A 16,960-nucleotide genomic window follows, 5' to 3' on the forward strand; every position below is an offset into this window, starting at 1 on the left:
GATGCGCTCACTCACTCGCGGGGCAGGGATAAGCGTTCGCCATGAAGATTTTGTCCTTTTCGCTGAGATCCAGATTAATGAAGAGCTGGAAGTCTCCGATGGTCCAGGACTGGCTGATGCGATAGTGCATGATCGACTTTGGATCGTATTCCGAATAAATGCTTTCGTCGGGATTGCCGCGGTCAAAGTACCAGTCGTGCAGGCGTTTGCGCGTCACGCTGGCCTGGGAGTCGTCTTCTTCCGGGTCGGCGGTGATTCCAAATTGTGCATAGATGGCTGGTTTGTCCCAGGGAATATCTGCCGTGGGATTGGTCTGTTCATGCTCCGCGCCCAGCATGTGACCGAACTCATGCATGACATTGGCTGCGAAGTAACGTGGCAGACTCGGATGCGGCCACAGTGTCATGGTCGGCTCATCGGGATGTAGCAGAGCATCCGTACCTATCCGGGAGGAAAACGTTCCTTCCTGACTGAGTATGCGGATGTCGCCCACTTCACCTTCAACGAAATCGAATTTCAAGTTGATGTGCGGCAACCAGTTGCTGGCAGCGGCAATGGTCGCGTCCTTGAATTCCTGCGTACCGTTGAGGAAGGCGATGCGGAGAGTGCTGCCGGGAGTCCAGAATTTTGCCGGATTGTTTTTAGCCCACATTTTACTGAACCTCCGAAGTGCATTTGATGTTGCGGGAGGTGCGTGTGGTTTCGGTTTTTTTGTTTGGCTGAAGCCGGGTTGAGTGCATAACTGAACATCCATGTTTTCGTTCGTCATATGTAACTTCTCGGGTTGCTTGTTGTTCCCGGAAAGTCGCTTTGAATGAAGGATGCTAGTTGCTGCGCCTGAGCAGGTAAATTGGATATGTGTACGATTTTATGACGGATTACCGTGCCAACAGAACTGGCACGGTAAAGATGTGATTCAACGTGGGTAAATCAACTGCATGAGCTGTTTGTCTTTATCACTGATTTCGCGATTGATCGGATTCGCCCAATTGCCAAGCGTCAAATTGTTGGGAACAGGATGGTGCATGATGGATTTTCGATCGTATGGCAAGTAAAGCGCGTCGGCATCGTCAAAAGGCGTAAATATATTGTCGTCAACTTCGCCTCGCGACAGTGGATTCATCGGTCTGTTCTGGTAGTAGTTGTAAACATTTTCTTTATTCCAGGGGATTTGCGCCTTGGGGTGCTGGTGTTCGTGCATCGCGCCGAGTGCGTGGCCAAACTCGTGGATGACGACCGTCTCGAAGTCTTCGTGTTCGGGGTCGATGCCAAGGTTCATGGTTGGCGTGTCAGGAAACATATCCAGTGCATCGGTACCCAGAAATGAACTGTTCACCACACCCTCGGTGGCGATTCGAATCTCACCCTCTACGCCTTCAACGAACTCAAACTTCAAACTGATATAAGGAAGCCATTTTTCGGCGGCGGCAATGATTTTATCTTTGTGTTCCGGAGTTGGGTTATCCATGAAAGCTATTTTCAGAATGTGTCGGCTTGGCCAAAGTTTGTCGTAGTGCACCAATGAGCGTTTTTTTCGGCTGTTGTTGAGGGCGCTGGATTTGAGTTCTTTAGCCGGTTTTTGCAGCGTGCAATATTGAAAGTTGTCCATGCTTTGTCTTGCTCCTTGATTTGTCTTTTTGGTTGTTTCGCGCATGCAAAAAAACACTGCGCGAGATTAAGCTTCGGGCAGTGTCTGGAGTAGTCGTAAAGTGGTTTTAAATGTAACTTGAGGGGTATGTCCGTGCCAGATGACTGGCACGGATATTAAAAACTCAGTGTTGGCGGGTGATGAAGTCGCGGATCCGTTCTGCAGCTTCAACACATTCAGCCAAAGGCGCAACCAGTGCCATGCGCACGCGCCCGGCGCCCGGATTCACGCCGTCGACCTCGCGCGACAGATACGAGCCTGGCACGACAGTCACATGTTCCTGCTCGAACAGGTCGCGGCAGAATGCGGCATCATCACCGGCCACGTTCGGCCAGAGGTAGAAGCTGCCGTCCGGACGCTGTACGTCCATCACCGGGCTGAGAATTGCCAGCACTGCGTCGAACTTCTCGCGGTACAGCGCACGGTTGGCGCGTACATGCACTTCGTCATTCCACGCCGCAACGCTGGCCAGTTGGGTTTGCACCGGCATCGCGCAACCGTGGTAGGTGCGGTACAGCAGGAAACCCTTGAGGATATCCGCGTCACCGGCGACGAACCCGGAGCGCAGGCCCGGCAGGTTGGAGCGCTTGGACAGGCTGTGGAACACCACGCAACGCTTGAAGTCCTTGCGGCCCAGTTCGACGCAGGCGCTGAGCAGGCCCGGCGGCGGGGTCTGTTCGTCGAAGTACAGTTCGCTGTAGCACTCGTCGGCGGCGATCACGAAGTCGTATTCGTCGGCCAGGGCGATGAGTTTTTTCAGTACATCAACCGGGATCAGCGCGCCGGTCGGGTTGCCTGGCGAGCACAGGAACAGGATCTGGCAGCGTTTCCAGATGTCTGGCGACACGGCGTCGAAATCCGGGTTGAAGCCGTTTTCGTCCAGGCAAGGCAGGTAGTGCGGCTTGGCCCCGGCGAGGAACGCTGCGCCCTCGTAGATCTGATAGAACGGGTTCGGGCTGACCACCAGTGCATCGTCGCCACGGTTGACCACGGTCTGGGTGAAGGCGAACAGCGCTTCGCGGGTACCGTTGACCGGCAGTACATTGCGCGCCGGATCGATCCAGCCGCTCGGCACGCCAAAGCGACGTTCGCACCAGCCGGCGATGGCTTCGCGCAGGGCCGGGATGCCGAGGGTGGTCGGGTACACCGCCATCTGATCCAGATTGTTCGCCAGCGCTTCGGCGACAAAGCTTGGCGAGCGATGTTTCGGCTCGCCGATCGACAGGGCGATCGGGCGTTTGTCCGGGTTCGGCGTGACCGTGCCAAGCAGCGCGCGGAGTTTTTCGAACGGGTAGGGCTGGAGCTGGTTCAGAGCGTTGTTCATGGGGGCCTCGTTCAATGTGGGAGCGGGCTTGCTCGCGAAAGCGGTGTGTCATTGAATGATGTGTTGCCTGACACACCGCTTTCGCGAGCAAGCCCGCTCCCACAGGGGGGAAGTTGCTGGATCAAATACTGATGCGCGAAAGCTTGATATCCGGTTCCTGATTGACGCTCAGTTGCTCGACGATTGCGTCCTGCAAGCGGCTGCACAGCAGTGGGTCGGAGAGCGGCTGGTTGTGGGCGTCGGTGATGAAGAACACGTCTTCTACGCGTTCGCCCAGGGTCGCAATCTTGGCGTTCTGCAGCGACAGGTCGAACTCGAGGAAGATCCCGCCGATCCGTGCCAGCAGGCCCGGGCGATCCGGTGCCGTCAGTTCCAGCACTGTCACCGGACGCTGGGCGTCGTTGTGGATCGTCACCTGCGGCGCGAAGGCGAAGTGCTTGAGCTGGCGCGGTACCCGGCGCTGGATGATCGTCGGGTAATCGTCAGGATTGCGCAGCGCTTCGGTCAGGCCATCGCGAATCTGTTTGACCCGGGCCGGGTTGTCGCCGATCGAGTCGCCGTCGGTGTCGAGCACGATGTAGGTGTCGAGGGTGAACTGGCTGCTCGAAGTGATGACCCGGGCGTCGTGAATGTTCAGGTTGAGCTGGTCCATCGCGGCCACGGTCACGGCGAAGAAATCGTGCTGGTCCGGGGCGTAGATGAAGATCTGCGTGCCACCTTCGAACTCGCGCTGAGTGGTTTCCTTGATCAGCACCAGCGGACCGCCATCGGCCGGCTGCTGCAGGATCGCGTCACTGTGCCAAGCCACGTCGCCGGCGGTGTGACGCAGGAAATAGTCATCGCCCAACTGCGCCCACAACTGCTCGACGTCGTCCGGATCGGTGCCGCCGCGCACGAGGATGTCCAGCGCCGCACTCTGGGTCTGGCGGATCTGCTCTTCGCGATCCACCGGATTTTCCAGGCCACGGCGCAGAGCGCGTTTGGTCTCGGTGTAGAGCTGGCGCAGCAGGCTGGCGCGCCACGAATTCCATAGGGTCGGGTTGGTGGCGTTGATGTCGGCCACGGTCAGCACATACAAGTAGTCCAGACGGGTCTCGTCGCTGACGATCTGCGCGAAGTCGTGGATCACCTGCGGGTCGGACAGATCCTTGCGCTGTGCGGTGGTCGACATCACCAGATGGTTCTGCACCAGCCAGACGATCAGGCGGCTGTCCCACAGCGGCAACTGATGGCGCTGGCAGAACGCTTCGGCATCGACTGCGCCGATGTCCGAGTGATCGCCATGCCGGCCCTTGCCGATGTCGTGATACAGGCCGGCCATGTAGATCAGTTCGGGCTTGGGCAGTTTGGCCATTAGCTTGGCGGCCAACGGGAATTTTTCCGACACCTGGGTGTACTGCAACTTACGCAGGTGTTTGATCAGGTTCAGCGTGTGCGCATCGACCGTATAGATGTGGAACAGGTCGTGCTGCATCTGCCCGACGATGAAACCGAACTCCGGCAGGTAACGTCCGAGGATGCCGTAGCGGTTCATCCGGCGCAGGTTGCGGTGTACACCGATCTTGCACTTGAACAGCTCGATGAACAGGCTGGTGTTGCGGATATCGTTGCGGAAGTTGTCGTCGATCAGGTGCCGGTTCTCGCGCAGCAGACGAATGGTGTCAGCGCGCACGCCTTTGATTTCCGGCTGCTGGGCCATCAACACGAAGATCTCGAGCATGGCGAACGGCGTGCGGCGGAATACGTTGTCGTTGCGTGCTTCGATGTAGCCGTCGTGCAACTGGAAGCGCGAGTTGATCGGCTGCGGCGGTGCTTCGTCTTCCGGGGCGAGGATGACTTCCTCGAAGTGCTGGATGATCAGGTCGCTGAGTTGGGCGATGCTCATGACCACGCGGAAGTACTGCTGCATGAAGTTTTCGACGGCCTGTTTGGCGTCGTCGCCTTCAAAACCGAGCAGGCCGGCGATGGTCCGTTGATGATCGAACAGCAGGCGGTCTTCCGAGCGCCCGGCGAGCATGTGCAGGGCGTAACGCACTTTCCAGAGGAATTCCTGGGACGACGCCAACAGGGCGTTTTCGCTCTCGACCAGGAAACCTTCACCGGCGAGGGCGCGCAGGTTCAGGGTGCCGTACTGACGCCGGGCCACCCACAGAATCGTCTGGATATCCCGCAGGCCACCGGGCGAGCCTTTTACGTTGGGTTCCAGGTTGTATTCGGTGTCGTTGTACTTGTGGTGACGGGCCTTTTGCTCGGCGCGTTTGGCCAGGAAAAACTCCTTGGCCGGCCACATGTGCGCGGTGCTGGTGACATCGAGCATGCGCTGGCGCAGGCGTTCGGGGCCGCAGATGGTGCGGCTTTCCATCAGGTTGGTGACCACCGTCAGGTCGGCGCGGGCCTCTTCGGCGCATTCGTCGACCGAGCGTACGCTCTGACCGACTTCCAGGCCGATGTCCCACAGCAGCGTCAGAAAACGCTCGATGGAATCGCGGAAGACTTCGTGATCGGCGCTGTCCAGCAGGATCAGCAGGTCGATGTCGGAATAGGGGTGCAACTCACCACGGCCGTAGCCGCCGACCGCGACCAGTGCGATATCGGCGTCTTCGCTCCAGTTGAACTGCTCCCAGGCTTTTTGCAGGATGTTGTCGACGAACCATGCACGGTCTTCGATCAGTCGGCGGATGTCGCGGCCGCTGCGAAAACGCGTGTCGAGGACCTCGCGCGCCTGGCGGATCGCCTTCTTGAACGCCGCGATGGGACTCGCTTTCAGGGCCAGTTCAGCCTGGAACTGGCCGCGGTCGAAGAGTTCGGGATCCACCTGCGGCATCGATTGGCTTTCCTTCTATAAGGCTGGGAGCGTTCTTGGGATCAGGCCGAGACGCGCGGGATGGTGTCATCGGCGCGCAGGGTGAAAATCTCGTAGCCAGTGTCGGTCACTAGCAGGGTGTGTTCCCACTGCGCCGAGAGTTTGCGGTCCTTGGTGATGGCGGTCCAGCCGTCGCCCAGTACCTTGGTGTCGGCCTTGCCCTGGTTGATCATCGGTTCGATGGTGAAGGTCATGCCGGCCTTCAGTTCCATGCCGGTGCCGGCCCGACCGTAATGCAGGATCTGCGGCTCTTCGTGGAACACCTTGCCGATGCCGTGGCCGCAGAACTCGCGAACCACCGAGAAACCGTTCTTTTCCGCGTGCTTCTGGATGATCTCACCGATGTCGCCGAGGCGGCAGCCAGGTTTGACGATTTCGATCGCCTTGTACATGCATTCCTGAGTGACCTGCGACAGGCGTTCGGCCCAGACCGGCACTTCGCCAACGTGGAACATGCGGCTGGTGTCGCCGTGGTAGCCGTCCTTGATCACGGTGACGTCGATGTTCAGCGTGTCGCCATTCTTCAGCGGCTTGTCATTCGGGATGCCGTGGCAGACGACGTGATTGATCGAGGTGCAGATCGACTTCGGGTAGCCTTTGTAGTTGAGCGGGGCAGGGATGGCCTGCTGCACGTTGACGATGTAGTCGTGGCAGATCTGATTCAGTTGATCGGTGGTCACGCCCGGTTTGACGTGTTCGGCAATCATTTCCAGCACATCGGCGGCCAGTTTGCCGGCGACACGCATGCCAGCGATGTCCTCGGGGGTTTTGAGGTTGACGGTCATACAGGCTCTCTCTGCGCTCGGCGGCGCTTGCTGATACGGATAGGGTGGCAGGTGTGGGATTTGCGACCCTGAAAAACGCGATTCTACCAGACGAAAGGAGCAAATCCGCGCCTGCGTGCATCGCGTCTGTCTATACAATGGTGCGCTTGAAGGCGATTCCAAGGGGGCTGCGCCCATGTCCCTGGTGCGATTGCAGATTCCGGGTTCCGTTTCTGTGCACCCTGTGGTATAAAATGCGCCGCTTTCCGGGGATACCCCGAAAAGCTTAAATCCACACACGTGTCGACACGATGACCTGGGTGCTTTTGGCTTTATGCCACTGGTTGGTCATTGGGATACGTGGAGGCCAAACCCGACTTATTAAGGAACTATCATGTCCCAAGTCAACATGCGCGATATGCTGAAGGCCGGTGTGCACTTCGGTCACCAAACCCGTTACTGGAATCCGAAAATGGGTAAGTACATTTTCGGCGCGCGTAACAAGATTCACATCATCAACCTTGAAAAAACCCTGCCAATGTTCAACGAAGCTCTGACTTTCGTAGAGCGTCTGGCCCAGGGCAAAAACAAGATTCTGTTCGTCGGCACCAAGCGTTCCGCTGGCAAGATCGTTGCTGAAGAAGCAGCACGTTGCGGTTCGCCGTACGTCGATCACCGCTGGTTGGGCGGCATGCTGACCAACTTCAAAACCATTCGTGCTTCCATCAAGCGTCTGCGTGACCTTGAAGTTCAAGCCGAAGACGGTACTTTCGCCAAGCTGACCAAGAAAGAAGCGCTGATGCGCTCCCGTGACCTGGAAAAGCTGGATCGTTCGCTGGGCGGCATCAAGGACATGGGCGGTCTGCCAGACGCACTGTTCGTGATCGACGTTGACCACGAGCGCATCGCGATCACCGAAGCCAACAAGCTGGGCATCCCGGTCATCGGCGTTGTCGATACCAACAGCAGCCCGGAAGGCGTTGACTACATCATCCCAGGCAACGATGACGCAATCCGCGCTATCCAGCTGTACATGGGTTCGATGGCTGACGCAGTGATCCGTGGTCGCAACAATGTTGCTGGCGGCACTGTTGAATTCGCAGCTGAAGAAACTCAGGCTGCAGCTGAGTAATCGACGCCCTGGCGTTGACTCAGTAAGCAAAAAGGGGGCTTGGCCCCCTTTTTGCCACCTCGAAAACCGTTTGTTGGCGCCCACTTGTGGCAGCGCACCTCCTGCATTTGTAACGTGCAGCAGCTACAAGGTGTTTCGGGAAGAATTGAACGCCCGTTCGATCGGGTGGAATGGTTGAAAACCTATCCAAGAGGAATTTGAAAATGGCAGCAATTACTGCAGCGTTGGTTAAAGAACTGCGCGAGCGTACCGGCGAAGGCATGATGGACTGCAAGAAAGCCCTGGAAAAGGCTGACGGCGACATCGAAAAAGCCATTGATGACATGCGTGCTTCGGGCGCGATCAAGGCTGCGAAAAAGGCTGGCAACGTTGCCGCTGAAGGCGCAATCGCAATCAAGGACGACGGTAAAGCTGCCGTTATCCTGGAAGTGAACTCGCAGACCGACTTCCTGGCTCTGCAAGACGACTTCAAAAACTTCGTCGCTGCCAGCGTTGAAAAAGCTTTCGCTGACAAGCTGACCGACGCTGCTCCGCTGATCGCTTCGCAAGAAGCTGCTCGCGAAGCACTGGTTGCCAAAGTAGGCGAGAACGTCAACATCCGTCGTCTGGCCCGTATCGAAGGTGACGTTGTCGGTTCTTACCTGCACGGCAACAAGATCGGTGTCGTTGTGGCTCTGAAAGGCGGCGACGTCGAGCTGGCCAAAGACATCGCGATGCACGTTGCTGCAAGCAACCCTGAGTTCCTGCTGCCTTCGCAAGTTTCGGCTGAAGCGATCGAGCGTGAAAAAGCTGTTTTCCTGCAGCTGAACGAAGAGAAGATCAAAGGCAAGCCAGAAAACATTGTTGAGAACATGGTCAAAGGCCGTATCAGCAAGTTCCTGGCAGAAGCAAGCCTGGTTGAGCAGGCGTTCGTCAAGAACCCTGAAATCAAGGTTGGCGAGCTGGCCAAGAAAGGCGGCGCAGAAATCGTTTCCTTCACCTACTTCAAAGTAGGCGAAGGCATCGAGAAGCCGGTCGACAACTTCGCTGAAGAAGTTGCTGCCCAGCTGGCTGCCGCCAAGCAATAAGACGGTTTTTCAACTGTCGCCCGAAAGAGGCTGCCCGCTCACGCGCGCAGCCTCTTTTCAGATGGGGTTACCATTTTTTAATTGGTTTCCACTGGGAACTGACTTACAAAGCCAGGTTCCGATGGCGCTGAAGCAGCGCCAAGCTAGAGTGAACGGCAGCTGTAAAACAGCTTGCACAGAATTTTTTAAATACGCCGCAGGAGAGATTCGCAATGGCTCAGCAGGGCAGTGGTTATCAGGCTCGCTATAAACGCATTCTACTCAAGCTTAGCGGCGAGGCCCTGATGGGCTCGGAAGAGTTCGGGATCGATCCAAAAGTGCTGGATCGGATGGCGCTGGAAGTCGGCCAACTGGTCGGCATCGGCGTACAGGTCGGTCTGGTGATCGGCGGTGGCAACCTGTTCCGTGGCGAGGCCTTGAGCAAGGCTGGCATGGATCGGGTGACAGGCGACCACATGGGCATGCTGGCCACTGTGATGAACGCCCTGGCCATGCGCGATGCGCTGGAACGTGCCAATATCTCAGCCATCGTGATGTCGGCCATTTCCATGGTTGGCGTGACCGATCACTATGATCGCCGCAAAGCCATGCGCCACCTGAACTCCAAGGACGTGGTGATCTTCGCCGCCGGTACCGGTAATCCGTTCTTTACCACGGATTCGGCAGCCTGCCTGCGTGCCATCGAAATCGATGCCGACGTCGTGCTGAAAGCGACCAAGGTTGATGGCGTTTACACCGCAGACCCGTTCAAAGACCCGCATGCCGAGAAGTTCGATCATCTGACTTATGATGAAGTGCTGGATCGCAAGCTGGGCGTGATGGATCTGACTGCTATCTGCCTGTGCCGCGATCACAAGATGCCGCTGCGCGTATTCAACATGAACAAGCCCGGCGCCCTGCTGAACATTGTGCACGGCGGCGCTGAAGGGACTTTGATCGAGGAAGGCCAACAATGATCAACGAAATCAAGAAAGACGCCCAAGCGCGTATGCAGAAATCCCTGGAATCTCTGAACCACGCGTTCGGCCAGATTCGTACCGGCAAGGCTCACCCGAGCATCCTCGGCAGCGTCATGGTGCCTTATTACGGCACTGACACCCCGCTGAGCAGCGTGGCCAACGTCACCGTGAAAGATTCGCGTACCCTGCAAGTCGTGGCCTTCGAGCGCAACATGCTCGCTGCCGTCGACAAGGCGATCCAGAGCGCCGGTCTGAACCTCAATCCGACCAACCTGGGTGAGTTGCTTTTGATCCCGATGCCTGCCCTCACCGAGGAAACGCGCAAGGGCTTCACCAAGCAGGCTCGTAGCGCAGCGGAAGATGCGCGCGTTGCCGTGCGCAACATTCGTCGTGACGCATTGGGTGAGCTTAAAAAGCTGGTCAAGGACAAGGAAATCAGTGAAGACGAAGAGCGTCGTGCCATCGCTGATATCGATAAGCTGACCAAGGAATCCGAGGCCCAGATCACCAAGGCCACGGACGAGAAAGAAAAAGACCTGATGGCCGTATAAGGGTCGAGCTTTTAATGGACAAGACCAAGCAGTCTGCGCCGTCCGCGGTGCCGCGCCATGTCGCGATCATCATGGATGGCAATAATCGCTGGGCGAAAAAACGCTTTATGCCGGGTGTCGCCGGGCATAAGGCCGGCGTGGATGCTGTGCGGGCAGTGATCGAGGTGTGCGCTGAGGCCAAGGTCGAAGTGCTCACCCTGTTCGCCTTCTCCAGTGAAAACTGGCAGCGCCCGGCCGATGAAGTCAGCGCCTTGATGGATCTGTTCTTCAAGGCGCTGCGTCGTGAGGCCAAGCGTCTGAACGACAACAACATCAGCTTGCGCATCATTGGCGATCGCTCGCGTTTCCATCCTGAGCTTCAGGCAGCGATGCGCGAAGCGGAAGCCATGACCGCCGGTGCCAACCGTTTCATCCTGCAGATCGCCGCCAACTACGGCGGTCAGTGGGATATTGCCCAGGCGGCGCAGCGTCTGGCGCGTGAAGTTCAGGCCGGGCATCTGCGTCCGGAAGACATCACACCGGATCTGCTGCAAACCTGTCTGGCCACCGGCGACCTGCCGTTGCCGGACCTGTGCATCCGCACCGGTGGCGAGCACCGCATCAGCAACTTCCTGCTGTGGCAACTGGCGTATGCCGAGTTGTACTTCTCCGACCTGTTCTGGCCGGACTTCAAACACGAAGCCATGCGCACCGCGCTGGCCGATTTCGCTTCGCGCCAGCGTCGCTTCGGTAAAACGAGCGAACAGGTCGAAGCTGGAGCCCGGGTTTAATGCTTAAACAACGAATCATCACTGCGCTGATCCTGCTGCCGATCGCTTTGTGCGGGTTTTTCCTGCTCGAAGGCTCCGGTTTTGCGCTGTTCATCGGTCTGGTCGTGAGCCTGGGCGCCTGGGAATGGGCACGTCTGGCGGGCTTTACCGCGCAGTCGTTCCGTGTCGGCTTTGCCGCTGTCGTCGCGCTGATGCTGTTCGTCATGTACGTCCTGCCGGGCCTCGCCCCTTGGGTGTTGGGCGCTTCGGTGTTGTGGTGGGCGGTAGCGACGTACCTGGTGCTGACGTACCCGCGCTCGAGCGAGCACTGGTCCACGGCGGCCACCAAACTGGTGATCGGCTTGCTGATCCTGTTGCCGGCCTGGCAAGGGCTGGTGCAGATCAAACAGTACCCGCTGGGTAACTGGCTGATCATGGCGGTGATGGTGCTGGTCTGGGGGGCCGACATCGGTGCCTATTTCTCCGGCCGTGCTTTCGGCAAGCGCAAGCTGGCGCCGCAAGTCAGCCCGGGTAAGAGTTGGGAAGGCGTTTATGGTGGTCTGGCGCTGAGTCTGGTGATCACCGCGATCGTCGGCCTGGTGCGTGACTGGACCGTGGCCGAACTGCTCAAGGGCCTGATCGGCGCTGCATTGATCGTATTCATTTCGGTGGTGGGAGACCTCACCGAAAGCATGTTCAAGCGTCAGTCCGGCATCAAGGACAGCAGCAACCTGCTGCCCGGTCATGGCGGTGTGCTTGATCGCATCGACAGCCTGACCGCTGCGATCCCGATTTTTGCCGTACTGCTGTGGATGGCTGCACCGTGAGCCGCCCGCAACAGATCACTGTTCTTGGGGCGACCGGTTCGATTGGCCTGAGCACCCTGGACGTCATCGCTCGGCATCCCGAGCGTTATCAGGTTTTCGCCCTGAGCGGCTTTACCCGCCTGAGCGAGTTGCTGGCCTTGTGCGTTCGGCATGTGCCGCAGTTTGCGGTGGTGCCTGAAGTGGCTGCGGCGCGCGGTTTGCAGGACGACCTGCGGGCTGCTGGCCTGTCCACTCGCGTATTGATCGGGGAGGAGGGGCTGTGCCAGGTCGCCTCCGCGCCCGAAGTCGATGCCGTGATGGCCGCCATCGTCGGTGCCGCGGGCCTGCGCCCGACCCTGGCAGCGGTAGAGGCCGGGAAGAAAATCCTTCTGGCCAACAAAGAAGCGCTGGTGATGTCCGGCGCGCTGTTCATGCAGGCCGTGCACAAGAGCGGTTCGGTGTTGCTGCCGATCGACAGCGAGCACAACGCGATCTTCCAGTGCATGCCGCAGGATTTTGCCCGCGGGCTGGGTGCGGTCGGCGTGCGGCGGATTCTGCTGACGGCTTCGGGCGGTCCTTTCCGTCAGACGCCGATGAGCGAGCTGGCGCATGTTTCGCCTGATCAGGCGTGTGCGCACCCGAACTGGTCGATGGGGCGCAAGATTTCGGTGGACTCGGCCAGCATGATGAACAAGGGCCTGGAGTTGATCGAGGCCTGCTGGCTGTTCGACGCCAAGCCGTCGCAGGTGGAGGTGGTGATTCATCCGCAGAGTGTGATTCACTCGCTGGTCGACTATGTGGATGGCTCGGTATTGGCGCAGTTGGGCAACCCTGACATGCGCACGCCGATTGCCAACGCACTGGCCTGGCCTGAGCGGATCGACTCGGGTGTGGCGCCGCTGGATCTGTTTGCCATTGCGCGCCTGGATTTCGAGGCACCGGACGAACAGCGCTTCCCTTGTCTGCGCCTGGCGCGGCAGGCGGCGGAGGCCGGCAATAGTGCGCCGGCCATGCTCAATGCGGCCAACGAAGTGGCAGTCGCGGCGTTTCTCGACGGACGCGTTGGTTATCTGGAAATCGCGAGTATCATCGAGGACGTGCTGAACCTCGAGCCAGTGGTTGCGCTTGAGGATCTGGATGCGGTGTTTACCGCAGACGCGAAAGCGCGGATTCTGGCCGAACAATGGCTTGATCGTCACGGCCGATAGCCGTTGCAGAACCATGGCTTCACGCGGCACTGAACAGGATTGCGGAGAAAGTAGATGAGCGCGCTCTATATGATTGCCGGCACCCTGATCGCTTTGGGTGTACTGGTCACCTTTCACGAATTCGGCCACTTCTGGGTCGCGCGTCGCTGTGGCGTCAAGGTTCTGCGTTTTTCCGTTGGCTTCGGCATGCCGTTGTTGCGCTGGCACGACAAGCAGGGCACCGAATTTGTCGTCGCCGCGATTCCGCTGGGTGGCTACGTCAAAATGCTCGATGAGCGTGAGGGCGAAGTACCGGCCGATCAGCTTCATCAATCCTTCAATCGCAAATCGGTTCGCCAGCGCATCGCCATTGTCGCGGCTGGACCGATCGCCAACTTCCTGCTGGCCCTGGTGTTTTTCTGGGTGCTGGCGATGCTCGGCAGTGAACAGATCCGTCCGGTCATCGGTGCCGTCGAGTCCGGCAGCATTGCGGCCAAGGCCGGTTTGAGTGCCGGTCAGGAGATCGTTGCCATCGATGGCGAGCCGACTTCCGGCTGGGCGGCCGTCAATTTGCAGTTGGTCCGTCGTCTTGGGGAAAGCGGTTCCCTGCAATTGCTCGTGCGCGAGCAGGGCTCTACCGCTGACACGCCGCGCGAACTGGCGCTGGATCACTGGCTCAAAGGCGCCGATGAGCCCGATCCGATTCGCTCGCTGGGTATTCGCCCATGGCGCCCGGCCTTGCCGCCGGTGCTGGCCGAGCTCGATCCAAAAGGTCCGGCGCAGGCCGCCGGTCTGAAAACCGGCGACCGCCTGTTGTCGCTCGATGGCCAGGTGCTGGGTGACTGGCAGCAAGTGGTCGATACCGTTCGTACGCGTCCTGATACCAAAATCTTGCTGCGCGTCGAGCGCGACGGTGCTCAAATCGACGTCCCGGTGACCTTGGCTGCGCGTGGCGAAAGCAAGGCGCCGAGCGGTTATCTGGGTGCTGGCGTGAAAGCAGTGGACTGGCCGCCGGAAATGATCCGCGAGGTCAGTTATGGCCCGTTGGCCGCAATTGGCGAGGGTGCCCGGCGTACCTGGACCATGAGCATCCTGACGCTGGACTCACTGAAGAAAATGCTGTTTGGCGAGCTCTCGGTAAAAAACTTGAGTGGGCCGATAACCATTGCTAAAGTGGCGGGCGCTTCTGCCCAGTCGGGCGTTGCTGATTTCCTGAATTTCCTTGCTTATCTGAGTATTAGCCTGGGGGTTCTGAATTTGCTGCCCATTCCTGTACTGGATGGGGGGCATTTGTTGTTTTATCTGATTGAGTGGGTGCGTGGTCGCCCCTTGTCGGATCGGGTGCAAGGTTGGGGGGTGCAGATCGGTATCAGTTTGGTGGTCGGAGTGATGTTGCTTGCTCTGGTCAATGATCTGGGTCGACTGTAAAGCTTCGCTGAATTGCGAATCTGCCGCATTTTGCGGCAGTTTGTTTATTGCCAGTTGGAATAAGAAAGGACTTCATGAAACGTCTGCTGCTAACTGCGGTTCTCACCGTATTGATGATCGCCGAAGTTCACGCCGAGTCCTTCACTATCTCTGATATTCGCGTCAATGGCCTCCAGCGGGTCTCCGCGGGTAGCGTCTTTGGTGCCTTGCCGTTGAACGTCGGCGAGCAGGCGGATGATCGTCGCCTGGTGGAATCCACTCGTGCGTTGTTCAAAACCGGTTTCTTTCAAGATATCCAGCTGGGCCGCGAAGGCAACGTTCTGGTGATCACGGTCGTCGAACGTCCGTCGGTCGCGAGTATCGAGATCGAAGGCAACAAGGCGATCTCCACCGAAGACCTGATGAAAGGCCTCAAGCAGTCCGGTCTGTCCGAAGGTGAAATCTTCCAGCGCGCCACCCTCGAAGGTGTCCGTAACGAGCTGCAGCGTCAGTACGTTGCCCAGGGCCGTTACTCGGCGACCGTCGATACCGAAGTGGTTTCGCAGCCGCGTAACCGTGTGGCGCTGAAAGTGAAGATCAACGAAGGCACCGTGGCTGCCATCCAGCACATCAACGTGGTGGGTAACACGGTCTTCCCTGATGACGATCTGATCGACCTGTTCGAGCTGAAAACCACCAACTGGCTGTCGTTCTTCAAGAACGACGACAAGTACGCCCGTGAAAAACTCTCCGGTGACCTGGAGCGCCTGCGTTCCTACTACCTGGACCGTGGCTACATCAACATGGATATCGCTTCGACCCAGGTGTCCATCACCCCGGACAAGAAGCACGTCTACATCACCGTCAACATCACCGAAGGCGAGAAGTACACCGTTCGTGACGTCAAGCTCAGCGGTGACCTGAAAGTGCCTGAAGACCAGGTCAAGTCTCTGTTGCTGGTGCAGAAAGGCCAGGTTTTCTCGCGCAAGCTGATGACCACTACTTCCGAACTGATCACTCGCCGTCTGGGTAACGAGGGTTACACCTTCGCCAACGTCAACGGCGTACCTCAGCCGCATGACGACGATCACACTGTGGACATCCTGTTCGCCGTCGATCCGGGCAAGCGTGCCTACGTCAATCGCATCAACTTCCGCGGCAACACCAAGTCCGAGGACGAAGTGCTGCGTCGTGAAATGCGTCAGATGGAAGGTGGCTGGGCTTCGACCTACCTGATCGACCAGTCCAAGACCCGTCTGGAGCGTCTGGGCTTCTTCAAGGAAGTGAACGTCGAGACGCCGGCCGTTCCGGGTGTCGACGACCAGGTTGACGTGAACTACGCCGTTGAAGAGCAAGCTTCCGGTTCGATCACCGCCAGCGTCGGTTTCGCCCAGAGCGCCGGTCTGATCCTCGGTGGTTCGATCACCCAGAACAACTTCCTGGGTACCGGTAACCGTGTGAGCGTGGGCCTGACCCGCAGTGAATACCAGAGCCGTTACAACTTCGGCTACGTTGACCCCTACTGGACCGCCGATGGCGTGAGTCTGGGTTACAACGCGTTCTATCGCACCACCGACTACAAAGATCTCAACATCGACGTAGCCAGCTATGCGGTAGACAGCCTGGGTGCCGGCGTCAACGTTGGCTATCCGATCAGCGAGACTTCGCGTCTGACCTTCGGTCTGTCCGCACAGCAGGACAAGATCAAGACCGGTCAGTACACCGTTGACGAGATCTTCGACTTCGTTAACAAGGAAGGCGATCAGTACCTGAACTTCAAGGCGTCGGCCGGCTGGTCCGAATCGACCCTGAACAAGGGCGTACTGCCGACCCGTGGTCGTTCGCAGAGCCTGACGCTGGAAACCACGATTCCGGGCAGCGACCTGTCGTTCTACAAACTCGACTACCGTGGTCAGTTGTTCCAGCCGATCACCGAAAACTACACCCTGCGTCTGCACACCGAGCTGGGTTATGGCGACGGTTATGGTTCGACCGACGGCTTGCCGTTCTATGAAAACTACTATGCTGGTGGTTTCAACTCGGTACGTGGCTTCAAGGACAGTACTCTGGGGCCGCGCAGTACTCCGAGTCGTGGTACCAACCCGGGTACTTCGGTTGACCCGGATCAGGATCCGCTGCCGTTCGGTGGTAACGTCCTGATCCAGGGCGGTGCCGAGGTTCTGTTCCCGCTGCCGTTCGTCAAGGATCAACGCTCCTTGCGTACCTCGGTATTCTGGGACGTGGGTAACGTTTTCGATTCGCAGTGCAAGGACACCACCAACGCAAATGGCTCGACGTCCAACACCAAGTGTAACGACATCAGCCTGAGCAACATGGCCAGTTCCGTTGGTGTGGGTGTGACCTGGGTCACCGCACTGGGTCCTCTGAGTTTTGCTCTGGCGATGCCGGTCAAGAAACCGGATAACGCTGAAACTCAAGTGTTCCAATTCTCCCTCGGCCAGACGTTCTAAGCGTCTGACCCAAGATAACGACAATGGATTTT

14 protein-coding genes are annotated in these 16,960 nt (G+C 58.4%); 9 read left to right on the plus strand and 5 right to left on the minus strand.

Features of this window, described 5'->3' with window-relative positions; translation table 11 throughout:
- Nucleotides 1–7 precede the first annotated feature (7 nt).
- The 5 genes from M0808_RS03780 to map form a co-directional block, all read right to left on the minus strand.
- A complete protein-coding gene (locus M0808_RS03780) occupies nucleotides 8–769 on the minus strand; it encodes a hypothetical protein (protein ID WP_223849621.1) in 762 nt (253 codons plus the stop codon).
- Between the two features lie 147 nt (nucleotides 770–916).
- Nucleotides 917–1,609, minus strand: coding sequence for a M12 family metallopeptidase (locus tag M0808_RS03785; RefSeq protein WP_247839978.1), 693 nt, complete (start codon nucleotides 1,607–1,609; stop codon nucleotides 917–919).
- Nucleotides 1,610–1,772: 163 nt separating this feature from the next.
- Complete coding sequence (gene dapC / locus M0808_RS03790; protein ID WP_115988116.1) at nucleotides 1,773–2,972, minus strand: succinyldiaminopimelate transaminase; 1,200 nt, start codon at nucleotides 2,970–2,972, stop codon at nucleotides 1,773–1,775.
- A 121-nt stretch (nucleotides 2,973–3,093) separates the two neighbouring features.
- Complete coding sequence (locus M0808_RS03795) at nucleotides 3,094–5,796, minus strand: [protein-PII] uridylyltransferase (RefSeq protein WP_210558092.1); 2,703 nt, start codon at nucleotides 5,794–5,796, stop codon at nucleotides 3,094–3,096.
- A gap of 41 nt (nucleotides 5,797–5,837) precedes the next feature.
- The gene (map, locus tag M0808_RS03800; protein ID WP_007964271.1) at nucleotides 5,838–6,620 is read right to left on the minus strand and encodes a type I methionyl aminopeptidase; all 783 of its coding nucleotides are present in this window, start codon (nucleotides 6,618–6,620) and stop codon (nucleotides 5,838–5,840) included.
- Between the two features lie 373 nt (nucleotides 6,621–6,993).
- Here map and rpsB point away from each other — a divergent pair, with 373 nt between their 5' ends.
- From rpsB to bamA, 9 genes are all read left to right on the plus strand, one after another.
- Nucleotides 6,994–7,731 (plus strand): 30S ribosomal protein S2, encoded by a 738-nt coding sequence (rpsB, locus tag M0808_RS03805; protein WP_003222119.1) that lies wholly within the window; start codon nucleotides 6,994–6,996, stop codon nucleotides 7,729–7,731.
- Nucleotides 7,732–7,934: 203 nt separating this feature from the next.
- Nucleotides 7,935–8,798, plus strand: coding sequence for a translation elongation factor Ts (gene tsf, locus M0808_RS03810; RefSeq protein WP_027611027.1), 864 nt, complete (start codon nucleotides 7,935–7,937; stop codon nucleotides 8,796–8,798).
- Nucleotides 8,799–9,010: 212 nt separating this feature from the next.
- Complete coding sequence (gene pyrH / locus M0808_RS03815; RefSeq protein ID WP_003222124.1) at nucleotides 9,011–9,754, plus strand: UMP kinase; 744 nt, start codon at nucleotides 9,011–9,013, stop codon at nucleotides 9,752–9,754.
- Complete coding sequence (gene frr / locus M0808_RS03820; protein ID WP_047291868.1) at nucleotides 9,751–10,308, plus strand: ribosome recycling factor; 558 nt, start codon at nucleotides 9,751–9,753, stop codon at nucleotides 10,306–10,308. The genes pyrH and frr overlap by 4 nt, the downstream gene beginning before the upstream one ends.
- A 14-nt stretch (nucleotides 10,309–10,322) precedes the next feature.
- Complete coding sequence (gene uppS, locus M0808_RS03825; RefSeq protein ID WP_003222128.1) at nucleotides 10,323–11,078, plus strand: polyprenyl diphosphate synthase; 756 nt, start codon at nucleotides 10,323–10,325, stop codon at nucleotides 11,076–11,078.
- Nucleotides 11,078–11,884 carry a phosphatidate cytidylyltransferase gene (locus M0808_RS03830; RefSeq protein WP_007964272.1) on the plus strand — a complete coding sequence of 269 codons (807 nt, stop codon included), beginning with the start codon at nucleotides 11,078–11,080 and terminating at the stop codon, nucleotides 11,882–11,884. The genes uppS and M0808_RS03830 overlap by 1 nt, the downstream gene beginning before the upstream one ends.
- A complete protein-coding gene (gene ispC, locus M0808_RS03835; RefSeq protein ID WP_247839980.1) occupies nucleotides 11,881–13,071 on the plus strand; it encodes a 1-deoxy-D-xylulose-5-phosphate reductoisomerase in 1,191 nt (396 codons plus the stop codon). Before M0808_RS03830 ends, ispC begins: the two co-directional genes overlap by 4 nt.
- A 54-nt stretch (nucleotides 13,072–13,125) precedes the next feature.
- Nucleotides 13,126–14,478, plus strand: coding sequence for a sigma E protease regulator RseP (gene rseP, locus M0808_RS03840; protein WP_247839982.1), 1,353 nt, complete (start codon nucleotides 13,126–13,128; stop codon nucleotides 14,476–14,478).
- Nucleotides 14,479–14,552: 74 nt separating this feature from the next.
- A complete protein-coding gene (gene bamA / locus M0808_RS03845) occupies nucleotides 14,553–16,928 on the plus strand; it encodes an outer membrane protein assembly factor BamA (protein ID WP_098967465.1) in 2,376 nt (791 codons plus the stop codon).
- Nucleotides 16,929–16,960 lie beyond the last annotated feature (32 nt).

The sequence above is a fragment of the Pseudomonas sp. MWU12-3103b genome, from assembly GCF_023100615.1.
In the GTDB taxonomy this organism is placed as follows: Bacteria; Pseudomonadota; Gammaproteobacteria; order Pseudomonadales; family Pseudomonadaceae; genus Aquipseudomonas; species Aquipseudomonas putida_A.

What these genes read in the sequence shown, in the direction of transcription:
- M0808_RS03780 (WP_223849621.1), bottom strand. Translation starts at nt 769, where the DNA reads ATGACGAACGAAAACATGGATGTTCAGTTATGCACTCAACCCGGCTTC.
- M0808_RS03785 (WP_247839978.1), bottom strand. Translation starts at nt 1,609, where the DNA reads ATGGACAACTTTCAATATTGCACGCTGCAAAAACCGGCTAAAGAACTC.
- dapC (WP_115988116.1), bottom strand. Translation starts at nt 2,972, where the DNA reads ATGAACAACGCTCTGAACCAGCTCCAGCCCTACCCGTTCGAAAAACTC.
- M0808_RS03795 (WP_210558092.1), bottom strand. Translation starts at nt 5,796, where the DNA reads ATGCCGCAGGTGGATCCCGAACTCTTCGACCGCGGCCAGTTCCAGGCT.
- map (WP_007964271.1), bottom strand. Translation starts at nt 6,620, where the DNA reads ATGACCGTCAACCTCAAAACCCCCGAGGACATCGCTGGCATGCGTGTC.
- rpsB (WP_003222119.1), top strand. Translation starts at nt 6,994, where the DNA reads ATGTCCCAAGTCAACATGCGCGATATGCTGAAGGCCGGTGTGCACTTC.
- tsf (WP_027611027.1), top strand. Translation starts at nt 7,935, where the DNA reads ATGGCAGCAATTACTGCAGCGTTGGTTAAAGAACTGCGCGAGCGTACC.
- pyrH (WP_003222124.1), top strand. Translation starts at nt 9,011, where the DNA reads ATGGCTCAGCAGGGCAGTGGTTATCAGGCTCGCTATAAACGCATTCTA.
- frr (WP_047291868.1), top strand. Translation starts at nt 9,751, where the DNA reads ATGATCAACGAAATCAAGAAAGACGCCCAAGCGCGTATGCAGAAATCC.
- uppS (WP_003222128.1), top strand. Translation starts at nt 10,323, where the DNA reads ATGGACAAGACCAAGCAGTCTGCGCCGTCCGCGGTGCCGCGCCATGTC.
- M0808_RS03830 (WP_007964272.1), top strand. Translation starts at nt 11,078, where the DNA reads ATGCTTAAACAACGAATCATCACTGCGCTGATCCTGCTGCCGATCGCT.
- rseP (WP_247839982.1), top strand. Translation starts at nt 13,126, where the DNA reads ATGAGCGCGCTCTATATGATTGCCGGCACCCTGATCGCTTTGGGTGTA.
- bamA (WP_098967465.1), top strand. Translation starts at nt 14,553, where the DNA reads ATGAAACGTCTGCTGCTAACTGCGGTTCTCACCGTATTGATGATCGCC.